Origin of the sequence: Amycolatopsis sp. cg13 (assembly GCF_041346965.1) — a bacterium.
Lineage (GTDB): Bacteria > Actinomycetota > Actinomycetes > Mycobacteriales > Pseudonocardiaceae > Amycolatopsis.
Window position 1 is genome coordinate 1,181,994 of sequence record NZ_CP166848.1, and the last position, 20,106, is coordinate 1,202,099.

At 69.6% G+C, this 20,106-nt stretch carries 20 protein-coding genes; 7 read left to right on the forward strand and 13 right to left on the reverse strand.

The window, feature by feature from the left end:
• Window positions 1–187: 187 nt before the first annotated feature.
• Window positions 188–325, reverse strand: coding sequence for a hypothetical protein (locus tag AB5I40_RS05250; protein ID WP_370937264.1), 138 nt, complete (start codon window positions 323–325; stop codon window positions 188–190).
• A gap of 3 nt (window positions 326–328) precedes the next feature.
• Complete coding sequence (locus AB5I40_RS05255; RefSeq protein ID WP_370937265.1) at window positions 329–1,255, reverse strand: LysR substrate-binding domain-containing protein; 927 nt, start codon at window positions 1,253–1,255, stop codon at window positions 329–331.
• Window positions 1,256–1,376: 121 nt separating this feature from the next.
• On the opposite strand from AB5I40_RS05255, the gene AB5I40_RS05260 reads away from it, so the two are divergent.
• Entirely contained in the window at window positions 1,377–2,576 is a 1,200-nt protein-coding gene (locus AB5I40_RS05260) for a Glu/Leu/Phe/Val dehydrogenase dimerization domain-containing protein (protein WP_370937266.1), read from the forward strand.
• 246 nt (window positions 2,577–2,822) lie between these two features.
• Here the strand turns inward: AB5I40_RS05260 and pip are convergent, their stop codons facing one another.
• The 4 genes from pip to AB5I40_RS05280 are packed head-to-tail and all read right to left on the reverse strand — an operon-like array spanning window position 2,823 to window position 5,688.
• Window positions 2,823–3,770 carry a prolyl aminopeptidase gene (gene pip, locus AB5I40_RS05265; RefSeq protein ID WP_370937267.1) on the reverse strand — a complete coding sequence of 316 codons (948 nt, stop codon included), beginning with the start codon at window positions 3,768–3,770 and terminating at the stop codon, window positions 2,823–2,825.
• Between the two features lie 12 nt (window positions 3,771–3,782).
• Entirely contained in the window at window positions 3,783–4,511 is a 729-nt protein-coding gene (locus AB5I40_RS05270; RefSeq protein WP_370940458.1) for an ESX secretion-associated protein EspG, read from the reverse strand.
• Window positions 4,512–4,535: 24 nt separating this feature from the next.
• On the reverse strand, window positions 4,536–5,321 hold the full coding sequence (locus AB5I40_RS05275; protein ID WP_370937268.1) for a WXG100 family type VII secretion target: 786 nt from the start codon (window positions 5,319–5,321) through the stop codon (window positions 4,536–4,538).
• 34 nt (window positions 5,322–5,355) lie between these two features.
• Window positions 5,356–5,688, reverse strand: coding sequence for a hypothetical protein (locus AB5I40_RS05280; protein ID WP_370937269.1), 333 nt, complete (start codon window positions 5,686–5,688; stop codon window positions 5,356–5,358).
• A gap of 184 nt (window positions 5,689–5,872) precedes the next feature.
• Between AB5I40_RS05280 and AB5I40_RS05285 the strand changes: the two genes are divergently transcribed.
• The 6 genes from AB5I40_RS05285 (at window position 5,873) to AB5I40_RS05310 (ending at window position 11,507) form a co-directional block, all read left to right on the forward strand.
• Window positions 5,873–6,460: a helix-turn-helix domain-containing protein gene (locus tag AB5I40_RS05285; protein WP_354741543.1), complete on the forward strand. Its 588-nt coding sequence runs from the start codon at window positions 5,873–5,875 to the stop codon at window positions 6,458–6,460.
• A 40-nt stretch (window positions 6,461–6,500) separates the two neighbouring features.
• On the forward strand, window positions 6,501–7,067 hold the full coding sequence (locus AB5I40_RS05290) for a TIGR03086 family metal-binding protein (protein ID WP_370937270.1): 567 nt from the start codon (window positions 6,501–6,503) through the stop codon (window positions 7,065–7,067).
• A 378-nt stretch (window positions 7,068–7,445) separates the two neighbouring features.
• Window positions 7,446–8,771 carry a hemolysin family protein gene (locus tag AB5I40_RS05295; RefSeq protein ID WP_370937271.1) on the forward strand — a complete coding sequence of 442 codons (1,326 nt, stop codon included), beginning with the start codon at window positions 7,446–7,448 and terminating at the stop codon, window positions 8,769–8,771.
• Window positions 8,768–9,811, forward strand: coding sequence for a hemolysin family protein (locus AB5I40_RS05300; protein WP_354741537.1), 1,044 nt, complete (start codon window positions 8,768–8,770; stop codon window positions 9,809–9,811). Before AB5I40_RS05295 ends, AB5I40_RS05300 begins: the two co-directional genes overlap by 4 nt.
• Window positions 9,808–10,713: a 3-methyladenine DNA glycosylase gene (locus tag AB5I40_RS05305; protein ID WP_370937272.1), complete on the forward strand. Its 906-nt coding sequence runs from the start codon at window positions 9,808–9,810 to the stop codon at window positions 10,711–10,713. Before AB5I40_RS05300 ends, AB5I40_RS05305 begins: the two co-directional genes overlap by 4 nt.
• Before the next feature lie 107 nt (window positions 10,714–10,820).
• Window positions 10,821–11,507: a hypothetical protein gene (locus tag AB5I40_RS05310; RefSeq protein ID WP_370937273.1), complete on the forward strand. Its 687-nt coding sequence runs from the start codon at window positions 10,821–10,823 to the stop codon at window positions 11,505–11,507.
• A gap of 354 nt (window positions 11,508–11,861) precedes the next feature.
• Here AB5I40_RS05310 and AB5I40_RS05315 read toward each other — a convergent pair whose 3' ends face one another.
• The 7 genes from AB5I40_RS05315 to AB5I40_RS05345 all read right to left on the reverse strand — a co-directional run bounded on the left by AB5I40_RS05315 (window position 11,862) and on the right by AB5I40_RS05345 (window position 20,102).
• On the reverse strand, window positions 11,862–12,650 hold the full coding sequence (locus tag AB5I40_RS05315) for an aldo/keto reductase (RefSeq protein ID WP_370937274.1): 789 nt from the start codon (window positions 12,648–12,650) through the stop codon (window positions 11,862–11,864).
• Window positions 12,651–12,734: 84 nt separating this feature from the next.
• Window positions 12,735–13,205 carry a hypothetical protein gene (locus AB5I40_RS05320; protein WP_370937275.1) on the reverse strand — a complete coding sequence of 157 codons (471 nt, stop codon included), beginning with the start codon at window positions 13,203–13,205 and terminating at the stop codon, window positions 12,735–12,737.
• Between the two features lie 18 nt (window positions 13,206–13,223).
• The gene (locus tag AB5I40_RS05325; protein WP_370937276.1) at window positions 13,224–15,647 is read right to left on the reverse strand and encodes an FAD-dependent oxidoreductase; all 2,424 of its coding nucleotides are present in this window, start codon (window positions 15,645–15,647) and stop codon (window positions 13,224–13,226) included.
• A gap of 19 nt (window positions 15,648–15,666) precedes the next feature.
• Complete coding sequence (gene purU / locus AB5I40_RS05330) at window positions 15,667–16,512, reverse strand: formyltetrahydrofolate deformylase (RefSeq protein ID WP_370937277.1); 846 nt, start codon at window positions 16,510–16,512, stop codon at window positions 15,667–15,669.
• Window positions 16,509–17,060 carry a sarcosine oxidase subunit gamma gene (locus AB5I40_RS05335; protein WP_370937278.1) on the reverse strand — a complete coding sequence of 184 codons (552 nt, stop codon included), beginning with the start codon at window positions 17,058–17,060 and terminating at the stop codon, window positions 16,509–16,511. The genes purU and AB5I40_RS05335 overlap by 4 nt, the downstream gene beginning before the upstream one ends.
• Window positions 17,050–19,827: a 2Fe-2S iron-sulfur cluster-binding protein gene (locus tag AB5I40_RS05340; protein WP_370937279.1), complete on the reverse strand. Its 2,778-nt coding sequence runs from the start codon at window positions 19,825–19,827 to the stop codon at window positions 17,050–17,052. The genes AB5I40_RS05335 and AB5I40_RS05340 overlap by 11 nt, the downstream gene beginning before the upstream one ends.
• Window positions 19,824–20,102: a sarcosine oxidase subunit delta gene (locus tag AB5I40_RS05345; protein ID WP_370937280.1), complete on the reverse strand. Its 279-nt coding sequence runs from the start codon at window positions 20,100–20,102 to the stop codon at window positions 19,824–19,826. Before AB5I40_RS05345 ends, AB5I40_RS05340 begins: the two co-directional genes overlap by 4 nt.
• Window positions 20,103–20,106: the final 4 nt, after the last annotated feature.

The window sequence follows — 20,106 nt, forward strand, 5'->3', positions numbered from 1 at the left end:
GCGACGCTACACGCGGGGTCTGACAAAAACAGGGCCGCGAAGCCGGGAAGGCGATCGATAAGGACCTCGTAATCTGTGTTGACCTGGGAGTTCACCGGACAGATCACACTCGGCGCACTGCTCCATCCGGGGCACCCCGCGCACCGCGTGGCGGGGTCGGCGCCCAGGCCCTGTCCAGTCGCGGCGGCTACGAGGTGCAACGCCGGACCTCCGTGCGGCGATACGCGATCGACACCGTCCGCAGCAACGGCGGGGCCAGCGCGACCACGTCGATCCCCGGCGAGCGCAGCACGAGATCCGACGACAGCTCGACGCCGAACCACACCGCTCACGGCAAAGCAGGCTCCGTACCGAGCCCCAACTCGGCCGCCGCCTTCTGCACCGCCGCGATCACCAGGTGCAACGCCGGGCGCCGGATCTCCGTGCGGCGATACGCGATCGACACCGTCCGCAGCAACGGCGGGGCCAGCGCGACCACGTCGATCCCCGGCGGGCGCAGCAGCCGCAGGCCCAGATCGGACACCAACGTGACACCCAGACCGGCGCCGACCATCGCCATCGCGGTCGACTGTTCCTCGACCTCGTGATTGATTTTCGGCTGGAAACCGTGCCGCTGGCAGGCAATCCGGATCGCACGGCCGAAATGGGACTTAGGGCTCGCCAGGATCCACGGGTGCTCCGCGAGCGCGTCGAGCGGCACCGTGGCCGCCGGCAGCGCGCCCGCCGGGACCGCCGCGTGCATCCGTTCCACCGCGACGACCGCGCGCTCCAAGCCGTCGCTCCACTCCATCGGGGCATCGGAGTAGTCGATGACGAACGACAGGTCCAGCGAGCCGTCCCGCACCGCGTCCGCGGTCGCCTCCGGGGCCAGTTCCTTGGTCCGCACTTGGATTCCGGGGTAATCCGCGGCCAAAGCGGTGAGCGCGGTCGGCAGCAAACCGGACGCTACGGACGCCCAGACTCCCGCGGTGAGCCGCGCGGACATCGAGCCCTGCGCTTCCTCCAGTGCGAGCGTCGCGCGCTCGACCGACCCCAGGATCTCCTCGGCGTGCTCGGTGAGCAGAATGCCGAGTTCAGTCAGCTGGACCCGGCGGCCGAGCCGTTCGAACAGCTTCGCGCCGACGTCGCGTTCCAGCTGCGCGAGTTGCTGCGACACCGCCGAAGCGGTGTAATGCAGCGCCGCGGCAGCCGCGGTGACCGTGCCCCTGCGATGCAGTTCGCGGAGCATCCTCAAGCGGTGCAACGAAAGCTCCATGTACGAACCCTAAACAACTTCGTGCACATTCGGTAAATGGACGCGGGCCCCGATCGGGCACCACCCTCGGAAGCAGGCGGCGAACGGCGCCGCCGGCGGACTCGAGGAGGTGAGTGGCTCGATGGACACGCGGATCGCCGAACCGCTGATGAAGCTGACGTGGACGGACCCGGTCACGGGTGCGCGCGGCTACCTGGTCGTGCACAGCCTGGTTTCCGGTGTCGCCACGGGCGGCACGCGAATGCGCGCCGGCTGCACCGTCGACGAGGTGGCCGACCTCGCGCGCGGCATGGCGAACAAGACGGCCGCGTTCAACCTCCCGGTCGGCGGCGCGAAGGGCGGCATCGACTTCGACCCGAAGGACCCGCGCGCGACCGGCGTGCTCACCCGGTTTTGCGAGTTCCTGCGGCCTTGGCTGGACGCCAGCTGGGTGACTGCTGAGGATCTGGGGGTGCCGCAGCACCTCATCGACGAGGTTTTCGCGACGCTCGGGTTGGAGCAGTCGTACCACGCCGCGATCCGCCGGTCGGCTGATCCGGCTCGGACGCTTCGGCGGGTTCAGGCCGGGCTCAATGCTCCGGTTCCCGGCGGACAGTTGCTGGGGGACGTCATCGGCGGTTATGGCGTGGCGCAGGCTTGTCTCGGCGCCGCGAACACGTGGGGCTGGGGGGTTGCCGAGACTTCGGTCGCGATTCAGGGGATCGGGACTATGGGGGGCGGTGCGGCTTGGTACCTGCATGAAGCGGGGATGAAGGTCGTTGCTGTCGCGGATGCGGCTGGGACGTTGTATGACCCGGAAGGGTTGGACGTGCCTGGATTGCTGGAGTTGCGGGACCGGTTCGGGGAGGTTGACCGGGGGCGGCTGCCTGACGGGGTTCAGACGTTGCCTCGTGAGGCTGTGGTGTCTGTTGATGCGGATATCTTTGTGCCCGCGGCTATTTCTTATGCGCTGCGGGTGGACAACGAGAATCTTGTGAAGGCCAAGGTTGTGGTTGAGGCGGCTAATGCTGCTACTACGCCTGAGGCTGAGGCGGCGTTGTCTGCTCGTGGGGTTGCGGTTATTCCGGACTTTATCGCCAATGCCGGGGCTGCTGCTTGGGCGTGGTGGTTGCTGCTCGGTGAAGTGGGGGCGGATCCGGCTGATTCGTTCTTGCGGTTGCGGACCGAGATGCAGGCCAAGGTGGCGTTGGTGTTGGCGGAGTGGCATTTGGATCGGGTTCCGCCTCGGGTTACTGCTTTGCGGCAGGCTGAGGTTACTCGGGAGGCTCGTGCTGCTGAAGCGCTTAGTCCGGTGGGGGCGCCTGCGTTGATGATTCCTTGATCGGCTCGTCGCCTGGCGGCGACATTGCCGGTGGGTTGCGCGGGGCACCCCGAAGCCTGATTGTGATGACGGTCTGAGGGTGTTTGTCAAGGCTGGAAAGATGCCTTGACAAACACCCTCAGACCGCATTTTGGCTTCGTATCGGGGTGCGGGAGTGGTGTGGGTGCAACGCTGGTTGGGTGCGTTGGTGCGGTTTTAGGGTCATGAGGGGAACCCTGAGGGAGTCTGATTCCCTCAGGGTTCCCCTCATGTACGGGTGGCGAATTTGTCTGTGGCCTTGATGAGTGCGTTTTCCATGTCCGGGACTGCTGTGGTGTGGCCTGCGCCGCCTACCAGGATCAGTTCTGCGTCTGGGATTGCGCGTTCCAGCAGCCAGGGGGTGCCTACCAGGCTGCTCAGGTCAAGGATGCCTTGTACTAGGACTGTGGGGATTCCGGCCAATTTGCCTGCGTTGCGGAGGATTCCGCCGTCTTCCAGGAAGCAGCCTTGGGAGAAGTAGTGGGTGACCAGGCGAGTAAAGGCCAGGTTGAAGCGGGGGTCTTCGAATTTCGGCGACGGGGGGACGCCGGGAAGCATTGCGGATTCCCAGTCGCTCCAGCGCTGTGCGGCCGGCTCGTGGACTGCCGGGTCCGGGTTGGTGAGGAGGCGGTAGTAGGCGGCTGCGAGGTCGCCGTCTCGTTCGGTTTCCGGTACGCCGTCGCGGAATCTCGCGTAAGCCTCCGGGAACATTCCGGCCAGGCCGCCGGTCAGCAGGTCGATTTCCAGCTGGCGGTCGGTGGCCAGGCCCATCATGACGATTTCCGTCACTCGGTCGGGGTGGCGTTCCGCGTAGGCCAGGCCTAGTACGCAGCCCCACGAGCCCCCGAAGAGTTGCCAGCGTTCGATTCCCAGTTTTTCTCGCAGCAGTTCCAGGTCCGCGATCAGGTGGCTGGCGGTGTTCGCCTTCAGGGCGTCGACGGTGTCGCCTGCGTGTGGGGTGCTACGGCCGCAGCCTCGTTGGTCCATAAGGACTATTCGGTAGCGCGATGGGTCGAAGAATTGGCGCATTCCTTCGCTGCAGCCGGTTCCTGGACCGCCGTGGAGGACGGCTACTGGTTTGCCGTCGGGGTTGCCGCAGGTTTCCCAGTACACCTGGTGGCCGTCGCCGACGTCCAGGAGGCCGCTGTCGTACGGTTCGATTTCCGGATAGCGCACAGGAACGTCCCCTCAGTTCAGGGTGCGCTCCAGGGATCGCAGCGCACCGCACAGTTCGGCCGGGCCCGCTGGCCCGATCCGGATTTCCGCGTCCGGCCCGGCCCCGACGGTGTAGCTCAGGTACCGGCCCCAGTCCGTGTCCGCGTAGTGCAATGGTTCTTCCAGCCGGACGTACCGGCCGACGTCGTCGCGTCGTCCCGCGTACAGCTCTCCGCTGCCGTGCACCGGACGCTGCACCAGAGTTAGCACGTCCGACAACACCGGGTCCAACGGAAAAGCGTCCTCGCCTCGGCGCGCGGCTTCGGTGAGGTCCGCGACGCGCACGGTGCGTACTTGCCCGCCGCCCGGGCCGACCGCGGGCAGCTGCTCCACCAGCGTTTCCAGCACTCGTTCGCGGTCGATCTCCTGGACGCCGACGTGTTCGCCGTCCGACACCGCGAGCACTGCCTGCAATCCGCTGGCCGCGGCGAGCACTCCATACGTCCGATCACCGGTCGCGACCCAGCCGTAGTACTCGATTACCGGGCGCACGAGCAGCGGGAGCCAGTCGAGGAAGTCCACAGTGGCTCGGCCGCGCGAGTCGACCAGGCCCGCCAGCGCGAGCGCGTCGTCCACACGCTTCGCCGCTTCGTCGCGTTCGGTTTCCGACAGCCACGCCGGGTCCGGGCGCAGCGTCACGTGCAGCCGGCCCACCTGCTCGCGTTCGGCCAGCGCCGCGAGCGCTTCGACCGGGACATCCACCCGTCCCGCCGGATCGGCCACCGGCTACTCCTCCTCGTCGCCGAGAACCGGCAGGGTCGCCGAACCGTCCACGCCGAAAGCGCCCTCCGGATCGGATTCGAGGAGGTAGTCGGGCCGCCGGTGCAGGCCGTCGCCCGGGCGGCCTTGCGTGACCGGCGCACCGCCGACGGCCGTGCCGGAGCCGCGCTGGGCCGGTTCGCTCACCGGGGTCGGCAGCAAGGCGGGGCCGGGGCCGTTGCGGTCGTGGCTCGTGGCGGCTTGGGTGCTCGTGCTGTCCGAAGCGGTCCGGTGCACAGCGGCGCTGTCGGGGACGATCGGGCCGTATTGCCGGGGCAGCACGCGTTTCGTGTTCGCGGTGACACCGTGGTACTGCTCCATCACCCGCACGTTGTTCTCGTTCGCGCCGTGGAAGCGGTCGATTCCGTCCTGAAAGGACACTGGCGCGGCCGACGCGGGGAGCACCGCCTGCAGCGGCCCGGCCCACGGCTGCGGCCGCTCCGGGCGGGGCGGCACGTCGACGACCGCGTGCCGGGAGCTTTCGAAGCTGCTGGCCTGGGTGTCCATCGACGCGCTGGTGAGGTCGAGCGGGTCGGCGGACTCCCGGAACCCGGCCTCGACCGGTCCCGCGCCCGCTTTCGCCGCGTCCGCGGAGTCGCCGGTCCACGACCGCGCCATCCGCTCCTGCAGGTCTTTCACGCTCTGTGCGCGCTCCAGGTAGGCCGCGGACAGCTCCTGGACCTTCGCCGCGGCGGCACGCAGGCCGGACGTGTCGCCGCCGCGGAAGTTGTCGAAGATCTGCTTGCCGTCCACCTGGTTCCCTTCGTGCGCAGCCGGGGTCGTCCGCTTACCGGCCGCGGCCGAGATCGGCGCCGGCCCGGTCCGCCTCGGCCGTCCGGTCCCGCGCGGTGCGCAGCTTGTCGAGGTATCCGGCGGCGTAGCGGCGCAGCGCCTCGTTCTGGTCGCGCAGCGTGCGCAGGGAATCCGCGCCGGCCGCGGCGTACTCCGCGCTCGCCGGGTCGGAGCCGGGGGCGGTGAACACCGCGAGGATCTCGTCGATCGCGCGGCCGTCGGCGTCGATTTTGCCGAGCTGGTCTTCCCACAGCCGGATGACGGCGGTCAGCTCCGCCGCGTCCATGGCGAAACTGCCCCGCGCACGGCCCGACTCGCCGATGACCAAGGCCGCTCCCTTTCCCGGTGCTCGCGTCGTGACACGCCAGTCGTGATGTGCACAGCGTAGTCAACCGGCCCGGTCGTGTCAGCCGGGAACCCGGCAGTGTGACGGCCCGCATGCGTTCCGCCGTCTCGTCACAGTACGTACGTACGGATTGCGAGAACCCGGTCCTCGATGCCAGGATTTCAGGATGCCACGGGTCAGCCAGGATCACCTCGACGCACGCCGGCGCCAGATCCTCGACGGCTCGCGCGTGTGTTTCGCACGCTACGGCTACGAGGGTGCCACGGTTCGCCGTCTCGAAGAAGCCACCGGTTTGTCGCGCGGGGCGATCTTCCACCACTTCCGCGACAAGGAGTCGCTCTTCCTCGCCCTCGCCGAGGACGACGCGGTGCGGATGGCCGACGTCGTCGCCGAACAGGGCCTGGTCCAGGTCATGCGCGACCTGCTGGCCGGCAACAGCGAGCACCCGGCGGACTGGCTCGGCACCCGGCTGGAAGTGTCCCGGCGGCTGCGCACCGACCCGGAGTTCCGCGGCCGGTGGGCGGAACGCTCTCAGCAGCTGACCGAGGCGACCCGCGACCGGCTCGAATGGCAGCGCAAGGCCGGCAACCTGCGCGACGACGTCGACGTCAGCGTGCTGACCGCGTTCTTGGAACTCGTGCTGGAGGGGCTCGTGTCGCACCTCGCGATGGGGCTTCCGGGCGACGACCTCGGCCCGGTGCTCGACCTGGTCGAGGAGACCGTGCGGCGGCACCGGCCGGGCGCGCGGACCTAGCTTCCGACGCGATCGGGCAGGTTCGTGTTCAATGTGCCCCGTGGATCTCCTCGCCGCCCACGGCAGCGCACTGGACGTGTTCGACGCAGCCGTGCACTCCGTCGGCTCCGGCGACTGGGCGCGCGCCACGCCGTGCACCGACTGGTCAGTACGCGATCTGGTGAACCATCTGACGGTCGAACAACTCTGGGTACCGCATCTGCTCGCCGGGGCGACGCTCGACGAGGTCGGCACCCGCTACGACGGCGACGTCCTCGGCGACGACCCGCTCTCGGTCTGGGAAAAGGCTTCCGCCGCCGCCCGTGAAGCGTGGCTCTCCCCCGGGGCGCTACGCCGCACCGTGCACGTCTCGTTCGGGCTGATGCCCGCCGAGGAGTACGGCTGGCAGATGACGCTCGACCTCGCCGTCCACGGCTGGGACCTCGCCACCGCGCTCGGCCGGCCGAATCCGGTGCCCGGCCTGCTGGCCGGACGGCTGCTCGACGTGCTGCGCCCGATGATCGACGACTGGCAGGGGCTCGGGCTGTTCGACCCGCCGGTCGCGGCGGGCCGCACCGCCGCGGCTCCCGACCGGCTCGTCGCTCTGCTCGGCCGCCGTCCGCGCTGAACCCGCCACAGTGGACAGAACGCCCCAATGTGGCGTTGGGTGCGTCAGACGCACCCAATGTGGCTTTCGGCGCGTCAGATGCACCCAATGTGGCATTGGGGTGGTCCGGGTGCCGCGTCCGGGCCGGAACATCGCGGGCTGAGCGGGCGGCCCTTGCCGTGCGGTGAGAGAAAATCCGGCGCCAGGTTCGCGTCCTGTCGCGGCTCCGCTGTCCGGACCCGGTACGATTGTCGGCATCGTCGCACTACAAACCAGTTTTGCCGAGGAGTGACTTCCATCCGTGCGCGCTGCGCCATCGCCCGGTGACAGTACCGGGCCGGGTCCCGCCCGACCCGGCTTCCCGCCCGCCGTCCGTTCCAGCGTCCCGGACGGTGCGCTGTGATCCACGTCCTGCTTTCCGTGCTCGGCGTGCTGGCATTCCTTCTTCTCACGATCGGCACCGGCCTCGCCGTGGCCGCCGAGTTCTCGCTGACCGCGCTCGAGCGCAGCACCGTCGACGCGGACGTCCGCCAAGTCGGTGACAAGCGTTCGCGCACCGTGCAGAAAGCGCACCGCACGCTGAGCTTCCAGCTGTCCGGCGCGCAGGTCGCGATCACGCTCACCACTCTGGTCACCGGTTTCCTGGCCGAGCCGCTCATCGGCGACCTGGTCCGGCCGCTGCTCGACGCCATGGGCCTGCCCGAATCGGCGGCGTCCGGGGTCGCGGTGGCGGTCGCGCTGGTGCTGGCCACGTTCCTGTCGATGATCCTCGGCGAGATGGTGCCGAAGAACCTCGCGATCGCCCGGCCGCTGCCGACCGCGCGCGCGGTTTCCGGCTACCACGCCCGGTTCTCCGCGCTGTTCCGCTGGCTCATCACGCTGATGAACAACAGCGCGAACTTCCTCGTCCGCAAGTTCGGCATCGAACCGCAGGAGGAGCTCCGTTCCGCGCGGTCGCCGCAGGAGCTCGGCTCGATCGTCCGCTCCAGCGCGGAAAGCGGGAAGCTCGACACGTCCACCGCGGAACTGCTGGACCGCTCGCTGCGCTTCGGCGACCGCACCGCGGACGAACTGATGACCCCGCGCGTGCAGGTCGAATCGCTCACCGTGGACGACACGATCGACGACCTCATCGACATCTCGCGGCGCACCGGGTTCTCGCGGTTCCCGGTCTACACCGAGGATCTCGACGACGTCCAGGGCGCCGTGCACGTCAAGCAGGCCTTCGCCGTGCCCGCCGCCGACCGCGCGACCACCCGGATCCGCTCGGCGATGCGCCCGGTGCCGACGGTGCCGGAATCGCTGCCCGGCGACGATCTGCTGAACCGGCTGCGCGATTCGCGCTACCAGCTCGCGATCGTGGTCGACGAGTACGGCGGCACCGCCGGGCTGGTGACGCTGGAGGACGTGGTCGAGGAGATCATCGGCGACGTCCGCGACGAGCACGACGACCGCGAGGCCCCGGCCGCGCAGCAGCTCGGCGCGGACCGCTGGCTCGTGTCCGGGCAGCTGCGCGCGGACGAGGTCCGCGACGTCACCGGCTTCCGGATGCCCGAGGGCGACTACGAAACCATCGCCGGCCTGATCCTGGAGCGGCTCGGGGCCATCCCGGCCGAGGGCGACGCCGTCGAGGTCGACGGCTGGCGGCTCGCGGTCACCAGCATGGACCGGCACCGCGTCGCCGAGGTCCAGGTCCGCCCGGCCGAACGCGAGGTGAGCGCGTGAGCGACTGGCTGAACATCGCACTGGTCGTGGTCCTGCTGCTGGCCAACGCGTTCTTCGTGGGCGCGGAATTCACCCTGATCTCCTCGCGCCGCGACCGGCTGGAAGCGTTGCTGGAGCAGGGAAAGACGCGCGCGCAGATCGTCATCAACGCGAGCAAGCACGTTTCGCAGATGCTGGCCGGGGCGCAGCTCGGGATCACGATCTGCTCGCTGCTGCTCGGCCGCCTGGGCGAGCCCGCGGTCGCGCACCGGCTGTCCGGCTTCTTCGACCTGCTCGGCCTGCCCGACCAGCTGCTGCACCCGATCTCGTTCGCGATCGCGCTGGCGTTCATCACCATGCTGCACGTGCTGATCGGCGAGATGGTGCCGAAGAACCTCGCGATCGCCGAACCGGAGCGGCTGGCGCTGTGGCTCGTGCCGGTGCACGTGGCGTGGGTGAAGGTGGCGAACCCGATCATCGCGTTCCTCAACTTCGTCGCGAATTCCTTGCTGCGCCTGATGAAGGTGGAGCCGAAGGACGAGCTGGAGACCGCGTACAGCTCCGACGAACTGGCCGAACTGCTCAGCGAATCGCGCCAGGAGGGACTGCTCGAGCAGTCCGAGCATCAGCGGCTTTCGCAGACGCTGTCGTCGGTCGCCAAGACCGTCGCGGACGTCCTGGTGCCGACCTCGGAACTCACGACGCTCCCCTGCGGGCCGACGCTCGGCGATGTCGAGCGAGCGGTGTCCACCACCGGGTTCTCGCGATTCCCGGTGTGCACAGAGGACGGTTCGCTCACCGGCTACATCCACGTGAAGGACGTTCTGGATCTCGTCGGCCAGGACCCCAGCACGGTCGTGCCGGACGACAAAACGCGGCCGCTCACCGAATTGCGGTCGGACGCGCGGCTGGACGTCGCGCTTTCGGCCATGCGCAAGGAAGGCAGCCACCTCGCGCGGGCGCTCGACGCTTCCGGCGCGGCGGTCGGCGTGGTGGCGCTGGAAGACCTCGTCGAGGAATACGTGGGGACCGTTCGCGACGGCACCCACGTGGCGGCATGACCGTGCAGGTCGTGCTCGCCGAGGAGGACTGGCAGGCCCGGGAGCGAGCGCACGGCGAGCGGATGCGCGCGTGGACCGGGCCACACCAGGAACGTCGGGCGCGGGACGAGAAACATCCCGTACTGGATTTCCTGTTCACCTATTACTCGCATCGGCCGGGGCATCTCGAACGCTGGCAGCCGGGTCCGGGCGTGGTGCTCGCGGGCGCGTCCGCGCGGCGGTTCCTCGAACGTCCCGCTTACGTCGAGACCGAGGCCGGGGTGATGCTCGACCCGGCGGCCTTCACCGGCCGCCGGGCGCGCACCGCCGAGTTCGTGCTGAAGCTGTTGTCGGCCACGGCGTCCCGGTCGCCGCGGCTGAGCTGTTTCGGGCTCCACGAATGGGCCATGGTCTACCGCGAGCCCGCGGACTCGGTGCGGCACGCGCAGGTCCCGCTGCGGCTCGGTTCGGCGGGGACCGACGAGGTCGTGGAGTCGATGGACATCCGGTGCGGGCACTACGACGCGTTCCGGTTCTTCACCGACCCGGCGCGGCCGCGCAACACGCTCGCGCCGACACGGGAATCGCAGGTCGAACTGGAACAGCCGGGCTGCTTGCACGCCAATATGGATCTTTTCAAATGGGCTTACAAGCTCGATCCGTTCGTGCCCGCCGAACTGGTCGGCGACTGTTTCGCGCTCGCCGCGGACGTCCGTGAACTGGACATGCGGGCCAGCCCGTACGATCTAGCGGACTACGGCTACCGGCCGGTGCCGATCGAGACCCCCGAAGGGCGGGCCTCCTACGCCCGCGCCCAGGCCGGATTCGCCGAGCGGGCCGCGCCGCTGCGGGCCCGCCTCATCGGCCTCTGCCGCGGGCTGCTCGCCGACCCGGCGAAGCCGCCGGAGTCGCCCGAAGACTGAGCCGACAACTCTGCGTAACAATATTCACCGCAGGTCGCTGGCCTGATAGAGTGATAACGGTTTGGTTGCATGACAGAGCGTGTTGTGCACATCACGAAAGGACAACGATGGGGCGTCACAACCTGCCCGAGGAGCCGGTGCCGCACCCCCTCGATCCGCCCAAGCGGCCCGCCGGCCGCAGCGAGACGACCGGATCGCACCGGATCGTCGCCAAGAAGGCTCCCCGCAGGCGGATCGCGAAGTGGCCGCTCGTGGCCCTCGGGCTCGTGGTGCTGGCGACGCTCGGCGTCGTCGGGTGGAACTGGGCCGACAGCGTGCTCAACAACCGCGCCGAGGCGCAGGCCGCCAGCTGCAACGGCGGCCGCACCGACATCCGGATCGTGGTGACCCCGCAGATCACCAAGCCGGTCGAGGCCGCGGCCGCGCGCTGGAACCAGGACCTCACCCAGGTGCACGGCAGCTGCGTGCACGTGGCCGTGCAGAGCAAGCCCGCGTCCGACGTGCTCAACGCGCTCACCGGCAAGTCCTCGCTCGACTCCATCGGCGGCCTCCCGGACGGCTGGATCCCGGAGTCCTCGTACTGGGTGACCCAGCTGTCGAAGGCGAAGCCGGACGTCATCGGCTCCCCCGCGATGCCGATCGGCTCCGGTCCGCCCGCGGACTACCCGTTCGTCGGCCTGTCCGGCACGTCGATCGACGAGGTCCAGCAGCGCGGCACGCAGAGCTTCCGGGCGTTCCTCAAGGAACCGGCCCAGCTGGCCGACTTCGCTGCGGCGGGGATTCGCGCTTCCTGATCTTTCGTGCTCGACACCGCCTCGGTCCGCGTTGGGCTGGGGCGGTGTTGTGTTTTCGGGGCAGGCGGCCTGACCACACCCTGGCCAGGCAGCCTTCGGGGCACGGGCGGGATCGGCTTCGGTGCGGTGGGGTCGCGAAGCCTCCGACTGCCTCGTGCGTGTTCATGCCGGTTCTCACCGGCATGAACACGCACGAGCCCGGCCCTCCCGCGCTGGGCTGGGTTGGGTGCGGGGGTGCGGTGCTGCTGGGGTCGTGAGTGCTGGCGCCGGTTAGAACCGGCGTAGGCGCTCACAACGCCCTGCCGTGCCCGCGCTGGGCTGGGTGCGGGGGTGCGGCGGCGCTGGTGCCTCCGCTCAGGAGTCGAGTTCGGCCAGCGCCAGCAGGTCGTCCTCGGCCAGTTCGAAGTCGAACACCGCCGCGTTCTCGCGGATCCTCGAGGGCGTCGCGGATTTCGGGATCGCGATGATCCCCAGCTGCAGATGCCAGCGCAGCACGAGCTGGGCGGGCGTCTTTCCGTACTTCGCGGCCAGCGACGTGATCACCCGGTCGTTCAGGTGCCTGCCGCGGGCCAGCGGGCTCCACGCTTCGGTCGCGATGCCGTGCTCGGCGTGGAACGCGCGCAGCGGGGTTTGCTGCTGCCACGGGTGCAGTTCGACCTGGTTGACCACCGGCACGACGTCGGTCTCGTCGAGGAGCCGCTGCAGGTGGTCGATGCCGAAGTTCGACACGCCGATCGCCCGGACGCGGCCCTCGTTCAGGAGCAGTTCGAGGGCGCGCCAGGTTTCGATGTAGCGGTCCAGTTCCGGTTTCGGCCAATGGATCAGGTACAGGTCGACCGGGCCGACTCCGAGGGCTTCGGCGCTGCGGTCGAACGCGCGCAGGGTGTTGTCGTAGCCGTGGTCGGTGTTCCAGACCTTCGTGGTGACGAAGATGTCCTCGCGCGGCAGCCCGGACTCCCGGACAGCGGTGCCGACCTCGGCTTCGTTGCCGTACATCGCGGCGGTGTCGATGCTGCGGTACCCGGCTTCGAACGCGGTCGCGACGACCTTCGCGACCTGGTCGGGCCGGACCTGGTACATGCCGAGTCCGAGCTGCGGGACGGTGACGGAGTTGTTCAGCGTGAGCAGGGGCGGCACAGCCATGCGGCGATCCTCACTGCGGTGTCCGGGGAACGGGTGTCGGTGAAGAACACCGCAGATCTTGCCATTCCCCGGCCGCCGCCGCTTTCACACCCCGCTGTGCGCGCCCGAGCGCACCGCCTCCGTCACCCGGGCGGCCCGTTCGGCGACCGCGTCCGCACCGCCTGCGAAACCGTTTCGCGACTCGACCGCGACGGACGCCGTCCGCGCGGAGGAGCCTGCCATTTCCGCGGCGGCGGAGACGTCGACCAGGGTCGATGGGTCCACAGTGGACAGTAAGCGTTCCGCCACTCGGACCACCTCCCCTGCCGTCGCGACGACGTCCGCGGCGGGCTGGGCTCGGTCGGGCACGTCGTGGGTGACGGCGTGGGCGTCGATCTCCGCCAGCCGCAACGCGTGCCGGGTGAGGTGGTCGGCCTCGGCGTCGCCACCTGCGGCCCGGCTCAGCAGGGCCGCTGCCTGCGCGAGGGCAAGGGCTGCGACCGTCGCCCCGGCCGGAGCCGGGATCGCGGGCCGGGCGAGGGTTTTCAGGAAGTCGCTCACGATCTGGTCCCGCATGGCGGGTCTCCTTCCCACTCAGCGCCGGATGCGCTCCATCCCGGGGTCGACCAGCGGTTCCGCGGCCACCGTCGCGGAGACTCGCCGGCCGAAGTACTCGATCTCCACTGCGTCGCCGATCGCCACCGAGCCCGGCAGCCAGGCGTACGCGATGGGGCGGCCGATGGTGTAGCCGTAGGCCGCGCTCGTGACGTATCCCGCCGGGGTTCCGTCCACGAACACCGGTTCCTTGCCCAGCACGACAGTCCGGCCGTCGTCCAGGGTGAGGCAGCGCAGCCGTCGCGCCGAGGTTTCTTCGCTGCGGCCGTCGATGGCTGCCCGGCCCGCGAACTCGCCCTTCGCCGGGCGCACCGCGAACCCGACCCCTGCCTCGTACGGGTCGTGCTCGGTGGTCATGTCCGTGCCCCACAGCCGGTAGCCCTTCTCCAGCCGGAGGCTGTTGAACGCGCCGCGCCCGGCCGCGATCACGCCCAGTGGCTGCCCGGCGCGCCACAGCGCGTCCCACAGGCGCTGGCCGTTGTCCGCGGACGTGTAGATCTCCCAGCCGAGTTCGCCCACATAGGACAGTCGCAGGATCGTCACCGGCACCCCGGCGACGCGGGCCCGGCGGCCGCGGAAGTACTTGAGCCCGGTGTGCGAAAGGTCTTCCGCCGACAGCGGTTGCACCAGGTCGCGGGCGAGCGGGCCCCACACGCCGATGCAACAGGTGCCGCCGGTGGTGTCCTCGACCCGGACGCCTTCCGGCGCGCGGCTGCGCAGGTACGCGACGTCGATGTTGCCGTTGATGCCGACCTGGAACAGCTCCGGTTCGAGCCGCGCCACGGTGATGTCGCTGCGGACTCCCCCGGCGTCGTCGAGCATCAGCGTGTACGTCACCGAGCCGACCGACTTCGCCAGCTGGTTCGTCGTGAGCCCCTGCAGGAATTCCAGGGAACCCGGTCCGCTGACCTCGACGCGCTTGAGCGGGGTCATGTCGTACATCGCGACGCGGTTCCGGGTGTACCAGGCCTCGGCCGCCACGATCGGCGAGTGGAACTGCCCGGCCCAAGAGTCGCGTGCGGGCGGGAGGAAGTCGTGCGGCAGGTCTTTCAGCAGCGACGCGTTGGCCTCGAACCAATGCGGTCGTTCCCAGCCGCCCGCCTCGCGGAATACCGCGCCCAGCTCTCGTTGCCGCGCGTGGAACGGGCTGACCCGCAGGTCGCGCGGCGAGAGCCGGGGCTGCAGCGGGTGCAGGACGTCGTAGATCTCCACGAAGTTCTGCTGCGCGGTTTCGCGGATGTATTCCGGGGCGAGCTGGACGTCCTCGAACCGGTGCACGTCCAGTTCGTGCAGGTCGGTTTCGGAGCGACCGTCCACAATAGACTCCGCGACAGCCTTCGCGATGCCCGCGGAATGCGTGACCCAGATGGCCTCGGCGATCCAGAATCCGCGCACGTCAGAGGATTCGCCGACCAGCGAGCCGCCGTCCGGGGTGAAGGAGAAGATGCCGTTGAAGCCCTCCTCCGCTTTCGTCTGGCCGAGCGCGGGCAGCAGGAGCTTGCTTTCCTCCCACGACGGCGCGAAATCGTCCTCGGTGAACGGAAGCATCGACGGCATCGCGGACGCGGTTACCTCGCCGGGTTCGGCGAATTTGTCCACCGGCATCGGGCGGTGCGCGTACGAGCCGATGCCGAGCCGGTCGCCGTGCTGGCGGAAGTAGAGGTCCTGGTCCTGGTGGCGCAGGATCGGCAGCGCCGGGTGCACCGGGTCGGCTCCGGCCAGTTCGGCGAGCTGGCCCGTCTTGGCGTATTGGTGCGCGAGCGGCAGCAGCGGCAAGGTCATGCCGACCATTTCGCCGATCTCCCGGCCCCAGAATCCGGCGCAGGACACCACGATATCGGCCGGGACCACGTCGTCGGCAGTCTCGACGCCGGTGACGTGGCCGTGCGCCTGCTGAATGCCGGTGACCCGGGTCGAGCCGATGAACCGCGCGCCACGCGAGGAAGCCCGTTTGATCAGCTCGTCCACTGCCCGCGAGGCGACGGCGAGCCCGTCGGTCGGGACGTACAGCGCGCCGTAGATCTGGCTTTGGTCGAGCATCGGCCAGCGGCGCACGCACTCGTCCGGGTCGATCAGCCGTGCTTCGACGCCCCACGACGTCGCCCAGCCGTGCTTGCGTTTCAGGTCCTCCCAGCGCGCCGCGGTACTCGCCACCTCCATGCCGCCGACCTGCTCGAAACAACCGAGGTCGAGCAGTTTGGCGACGGTGTAGCCGGCGAATTCGGTCATCGCCTTCGACGGGTTGGTCTGGAACACCAGGCCCGGCGCGTGCGAGGTCGAACCGCCGGTCAGCGGCAGCGGGCCCTGGTCGAGCACGGTGACGTCGGTCCAGCCGCGCAGGGTCAGCTCGTCGGCGAGGTTCGCGCCCACGATTCCGGCGCCGATGATCACGACACGGGTCATGAGAACTCCCTGGGATAGGTCAGCGGAAGACGACGGTCCGGGTGCCGTTGAGGAGGACGCGCCGCTCGCAGTGCCAGCGCACCGCGCGGGAAAGAGCGAGAGCTTCGGCGTCGCGGCCGACGGTCGCGAGTGCGCGCGGCGAGTGCGAGTGGTCCACTCGCTGCACTTCTTGTTCGATGATCGGGCCTTCGTCGAGTTCGGGCGTCACATAGTGCGCGGTCGCGCCGACGTACTTGACGCCCCGGTCGTAGGCCTGCGCGTACGGTTTCGCGCCTTTGAAACCGGGCAGGAACGAGTGGTGGATGTTGATCGCGCGGCCCTGCAGTTTCTGGCACAGCTCGTCCGAGAGGACCTGCATGTAGCGGGCCAGCACGACGAGGTCGATGTCGTGTTCCCGCACCAAGTCCAGCAGCCGCTGTTCGGCCTCCGGTTTGGTCGCCGGGGTCACCGGGATGTGCACGAACGGCAGTCCGGCGGCCTCGGCCATCGGGCGCAGGTCCTCGTGATTGGACGCCACGAGCGCGATTTCCGCGCCGAGCGCGCCCGCGCGCCACCGGAAGAGGAGGTCGTTGAGGCAGTGCCCGGCCTTCGACACCATCACCAGCAGCCGGTCCGGGGTGCGGTCGGAGAACCGGTACCGCATGGCGTAATCCCGGGCGACCAGGTCGAACTCGCGGGTGAGATCGTCCACAGTGGCCGGTCCGGCGCAGGTGAACTCGGTGCGCAGGAACAGTTCCCCGTGCACGTCGTCGTCGAACTGCTGGTGCTCGACGATGTCGCAGCCGTTGCTCACGAGGAACGTCGTCACGGCGTGCACGATCCCGGAGCGCTCGGGGCAGTGCAGGGTCAAGGTGAACTGGGTCAAGACTCCTCCTCTCGGTATTCCAGCGCCGCGTCGGCGAGCCAGGCAGCGAAATAGGGCGCGAACGACTGGCGCACGAGCACGGTGAACTCGTCCGCCTCCCGCACCAGCAGGACGATTCCGGTGCGGGCGAGCAACGTCTGGACGCAGGTGCCCGGCGGGGCGGCCTTCGGGTGGAGATCGATCGCGCAGCCGTGCGCCAGGACGTCGCGGGCCGCCGGTCCGGCGAGCTGCACGGTGGTGCGCTGCGCGGACACGTCGGTGACCGCGCCGACGGTGATTGCTTCTCGCAGCGCTGCTTCGGTGCCTTCGGGAGCGCCGAGCACGAGGTACTCGTCGGGGCCGACCCACAGGACGTCGCCGATGCCGCTGGTGAACTGGCACGGCTCCGGCAGCGCGGTGCCAAGCACGGCTGCCGCGGCGTCGTGGCCTTCGCGGATGCGGACGTTCAGCTGCGAGACGAACGGGCGTTCTTCAGCGAGCACGGCCGGTGCGGTGCTGGCGAGCAGGCCCGCGTGCTCCGCGAGCGGAGACAGGGTCTTAGCCGTCACGGCGGGTCCCCTCCTTGTCGTAGAGCACGGTTTCGGTCACCGCCACCGGCACGACCTCGTCGCCGACCGGGACGTACAGCGTCTCCCCGATCCGCTCCCGGCCGGAGCGGACGACCGCGAGCGCGAAGGTCCGGTTCAGCGCAGCGCTCGGGTAACTGGAGGTGACGTGGCCGAGCATGCGCACCGGCGGGCGCGGGACGTGCGCCGTTTCGATGACCTGCGCGCCCTCCGGCAGCAGCACCGTGGGATCAACCGGCAGCAGGCCGACGAACTGCTTCCGGTCCGGGCGCAGGTTTTCCGCCCGGGAGAAGGACCGTTTCCCGAGAAAGTCGGCCTTCTTCTTGGACACCGCCCAGCTCATGCCGAGATCCTGCGGGGTGACCGTGCCGTCGGTGTCCTGGCCGATGATCGGGTAGCCCTTCTCCGCGCGCAGGACGTGCATGGTCTCGGTGCCGTACGGCGTGATTCCCCGCTCCGCCAACGCTTCCCAGAGCGCCAGGCCGTACCACGACGGGACGTTGATCTCGTACGCCAGCTCGCCCGAGAAGCTGATCCGGCACACCCGCGCGGCGATCCCGGCGACCTCGGCGTCGCGCCAGGCCATGAAGCCGAACGCGTCGTTGCTGACGTCCAGCTCCGGCGCGAGCCCGGCGAGGATCTCGCGCGAACGCGGGCCGACGAGCGCCACGGTGGCCCAGTGTTCGGTGACCGACGTGGCGAACACGCGCAGGTGCGGCCACTCGGTTTGCAGCCACTCCTCCATCCAGTCCAGCACCATCGCGGCGTTGCCAGTGGTCGTGGTGACGAGGAAGCGGTCCTCGGCCACGCGGATAACAGTGCCGTCGTCGATGACCATGCCGTCGACGCCGCACATCACGCCGTAGCGGATCCGGCCGACCTTGAGCGAGCTCATCAGGTTCGTGTAGAGCAGGTCGAGGAATTCGGCGGCGTCCGGGCCTTGGACGTCGATCTTGCCGAGCGTGGAGCCGTCCATCATCGCCACGTCGGTGCGGGCGGCAATGCATTCCCGCCGCACCGCCGCGTGGAGGTCCTCCCCCGGCTGCGGGTAATACCAAGGGCGCTTCCACTGGCCGACGTTCTCGAATTCCGCGCCGTGTTCGACGTGCCAGGAGTGCAATGCGGTGACGCGGACCGGGTCGTGCAGTTCGCCGCGGTTCCGTCCAGCCAAGGCGGCGAAGGCGACGGGCGTGTACGGCGGACGGTAGGTGGTCGGGCGGCGGTCGGCGAGGTCGACGCCAAGGGCTTCGGCGGTGATCCCGGCGGCGAGCATGCCGGAGGTTTTGCCCTGGTCGTGCGCGGTGCCGATGGTCGTGTAGCGCTTCACGTGCTCCAGCGAGGTGAGGCCCGCGCCCGTCGCGCGGAGCACGTCGGAGACGGTGGCGTCGCGCTGCAGGTCCACGAACCGGGTGTCCACATCGGACTCCGCGCCGTGGATCTGCCATCGGACGGCCGGTGCCAGTTCGCGCGGCGGCGCGTCGGAGACCGGGAGCGGGATTTCCTCCGGTGCTTCGGCTAAGGCCTTCGCGGCGGCGGCCCGGCCTTCTCGGACGCAACCGGCGAAGTCGAACGTGCCATTCGCGCTGCCTGCCACGCGCGCGGTCGGGAGCTCCCCGTCCGGAAGATATGCGCCGAGTGCGGGTTCGTAGCGCAGGGCGCCGCGCTGCTGGCTGAACAGGTGGACCGCCGGTGTCCAGCCGCCCGAAACGAGAAGGGTGTCGCACGGGACCAGTTCCCCGCCCACGCGGACGCTGGTGACGCGCTCGGTTCCCTCGGTCGCGGTGACCGCGGCATCAACGCGGACTTCGATACCCCGTTCCGCACAAGCTGCGGCCCAGTTTTCCGGGGCAGCCGGGCGGACGTCGACCACCAGCGGGACTTCCACACCGGCGTCGGCGAGGTCGATCGCGGTCGCGTAGGCGGAGTCGTCCATGGTGAACACGACGGCGCGGCGGCCGGGCAGGACGCCGTACCGGTGCAAGTACGTCCGCGCGGCGCTGGCGAGGAGGATGCCGGGGCGGTCGTTGTCCGGGAACACGATCGGGCGTTCGTGCGCGCCGGTCGCGAGGACGGTCTGCCGCGCGCGGATCCGCCACACGCGCTGCCGGGCCGCGCCGGACGTCCGGTGTTGCACGGCCAGGACGAAACCGTCGTCGTAGGCGCCGAACGCGGTGGTCCGGTCTAGCAGGTGCACGTCCGGGGCCGCGCGCAGTTCGTCGGCGATCGCGCGGGCCCATTCGACGGCGGGCTTGAGGTCCACGTACTCGTTCGAGCCGAGCAGCGAACCGCCGGGCTCGGGCTGGTCGTCCACCAGCACCACGCGGGCTCCTGCCTGCGCGGCGGTGCGAGCGGCGACCAGACCTGCCGGTCCGGCGCCGACCACGAGTACGTCGCAGTGCAGGTGCTTCGCGTCGTACCGCGCCGGGTCCGGTTCGGTCGCCAATCGGCCTTGCCCGGACAGGCTGCGCGCGACCAGGCCGTCGAACAGCTCGACGGTGGTGGCGGTCTGCATCGGCTCGGGGAACGGCTTTTCCAGCTGTACCACCGCATTCGGCTCTTCGACACCCGCCGCCATGATGCCGCGCGGACGGCCGAGCTTGACGCTCCTCGCCACCTGATGCACGCCGTTGGCGAGCAGCGCGGACGCGAGCGTGTCGCCCGGGTGTCCGCTGAGGACGCGCCCGTCGAAGGTGAAGTGGAGCAAGGTGTCGCGGTCGACGTGGCCGCCGCTGGGGAGGCGGAAGGTCATGGGATCACCGGCCGGGGTTCGTCGAGGCGGTAGACCGCCGCGAGTTCGTGGGTGCGGGTGTCGCGGACGGCGTTGAACCAGCGGCGGCAGCCCGCGCTGTGCGTCCAGCGCTCGGCGAGCGGACCGCTTGGGTTGGCGCGGAAGAAGACGTACTTCGCCCAGTCCTCGTCGGACAGCGCCGCCGGTTCCTGCGGGTACGCGACGTGGGCTTGGCCGCCGTAGTGGAATTCGGTCTCCTCGCGGGGACCGCACCAGGGGCAGGGAATCAGCTGCACAGTG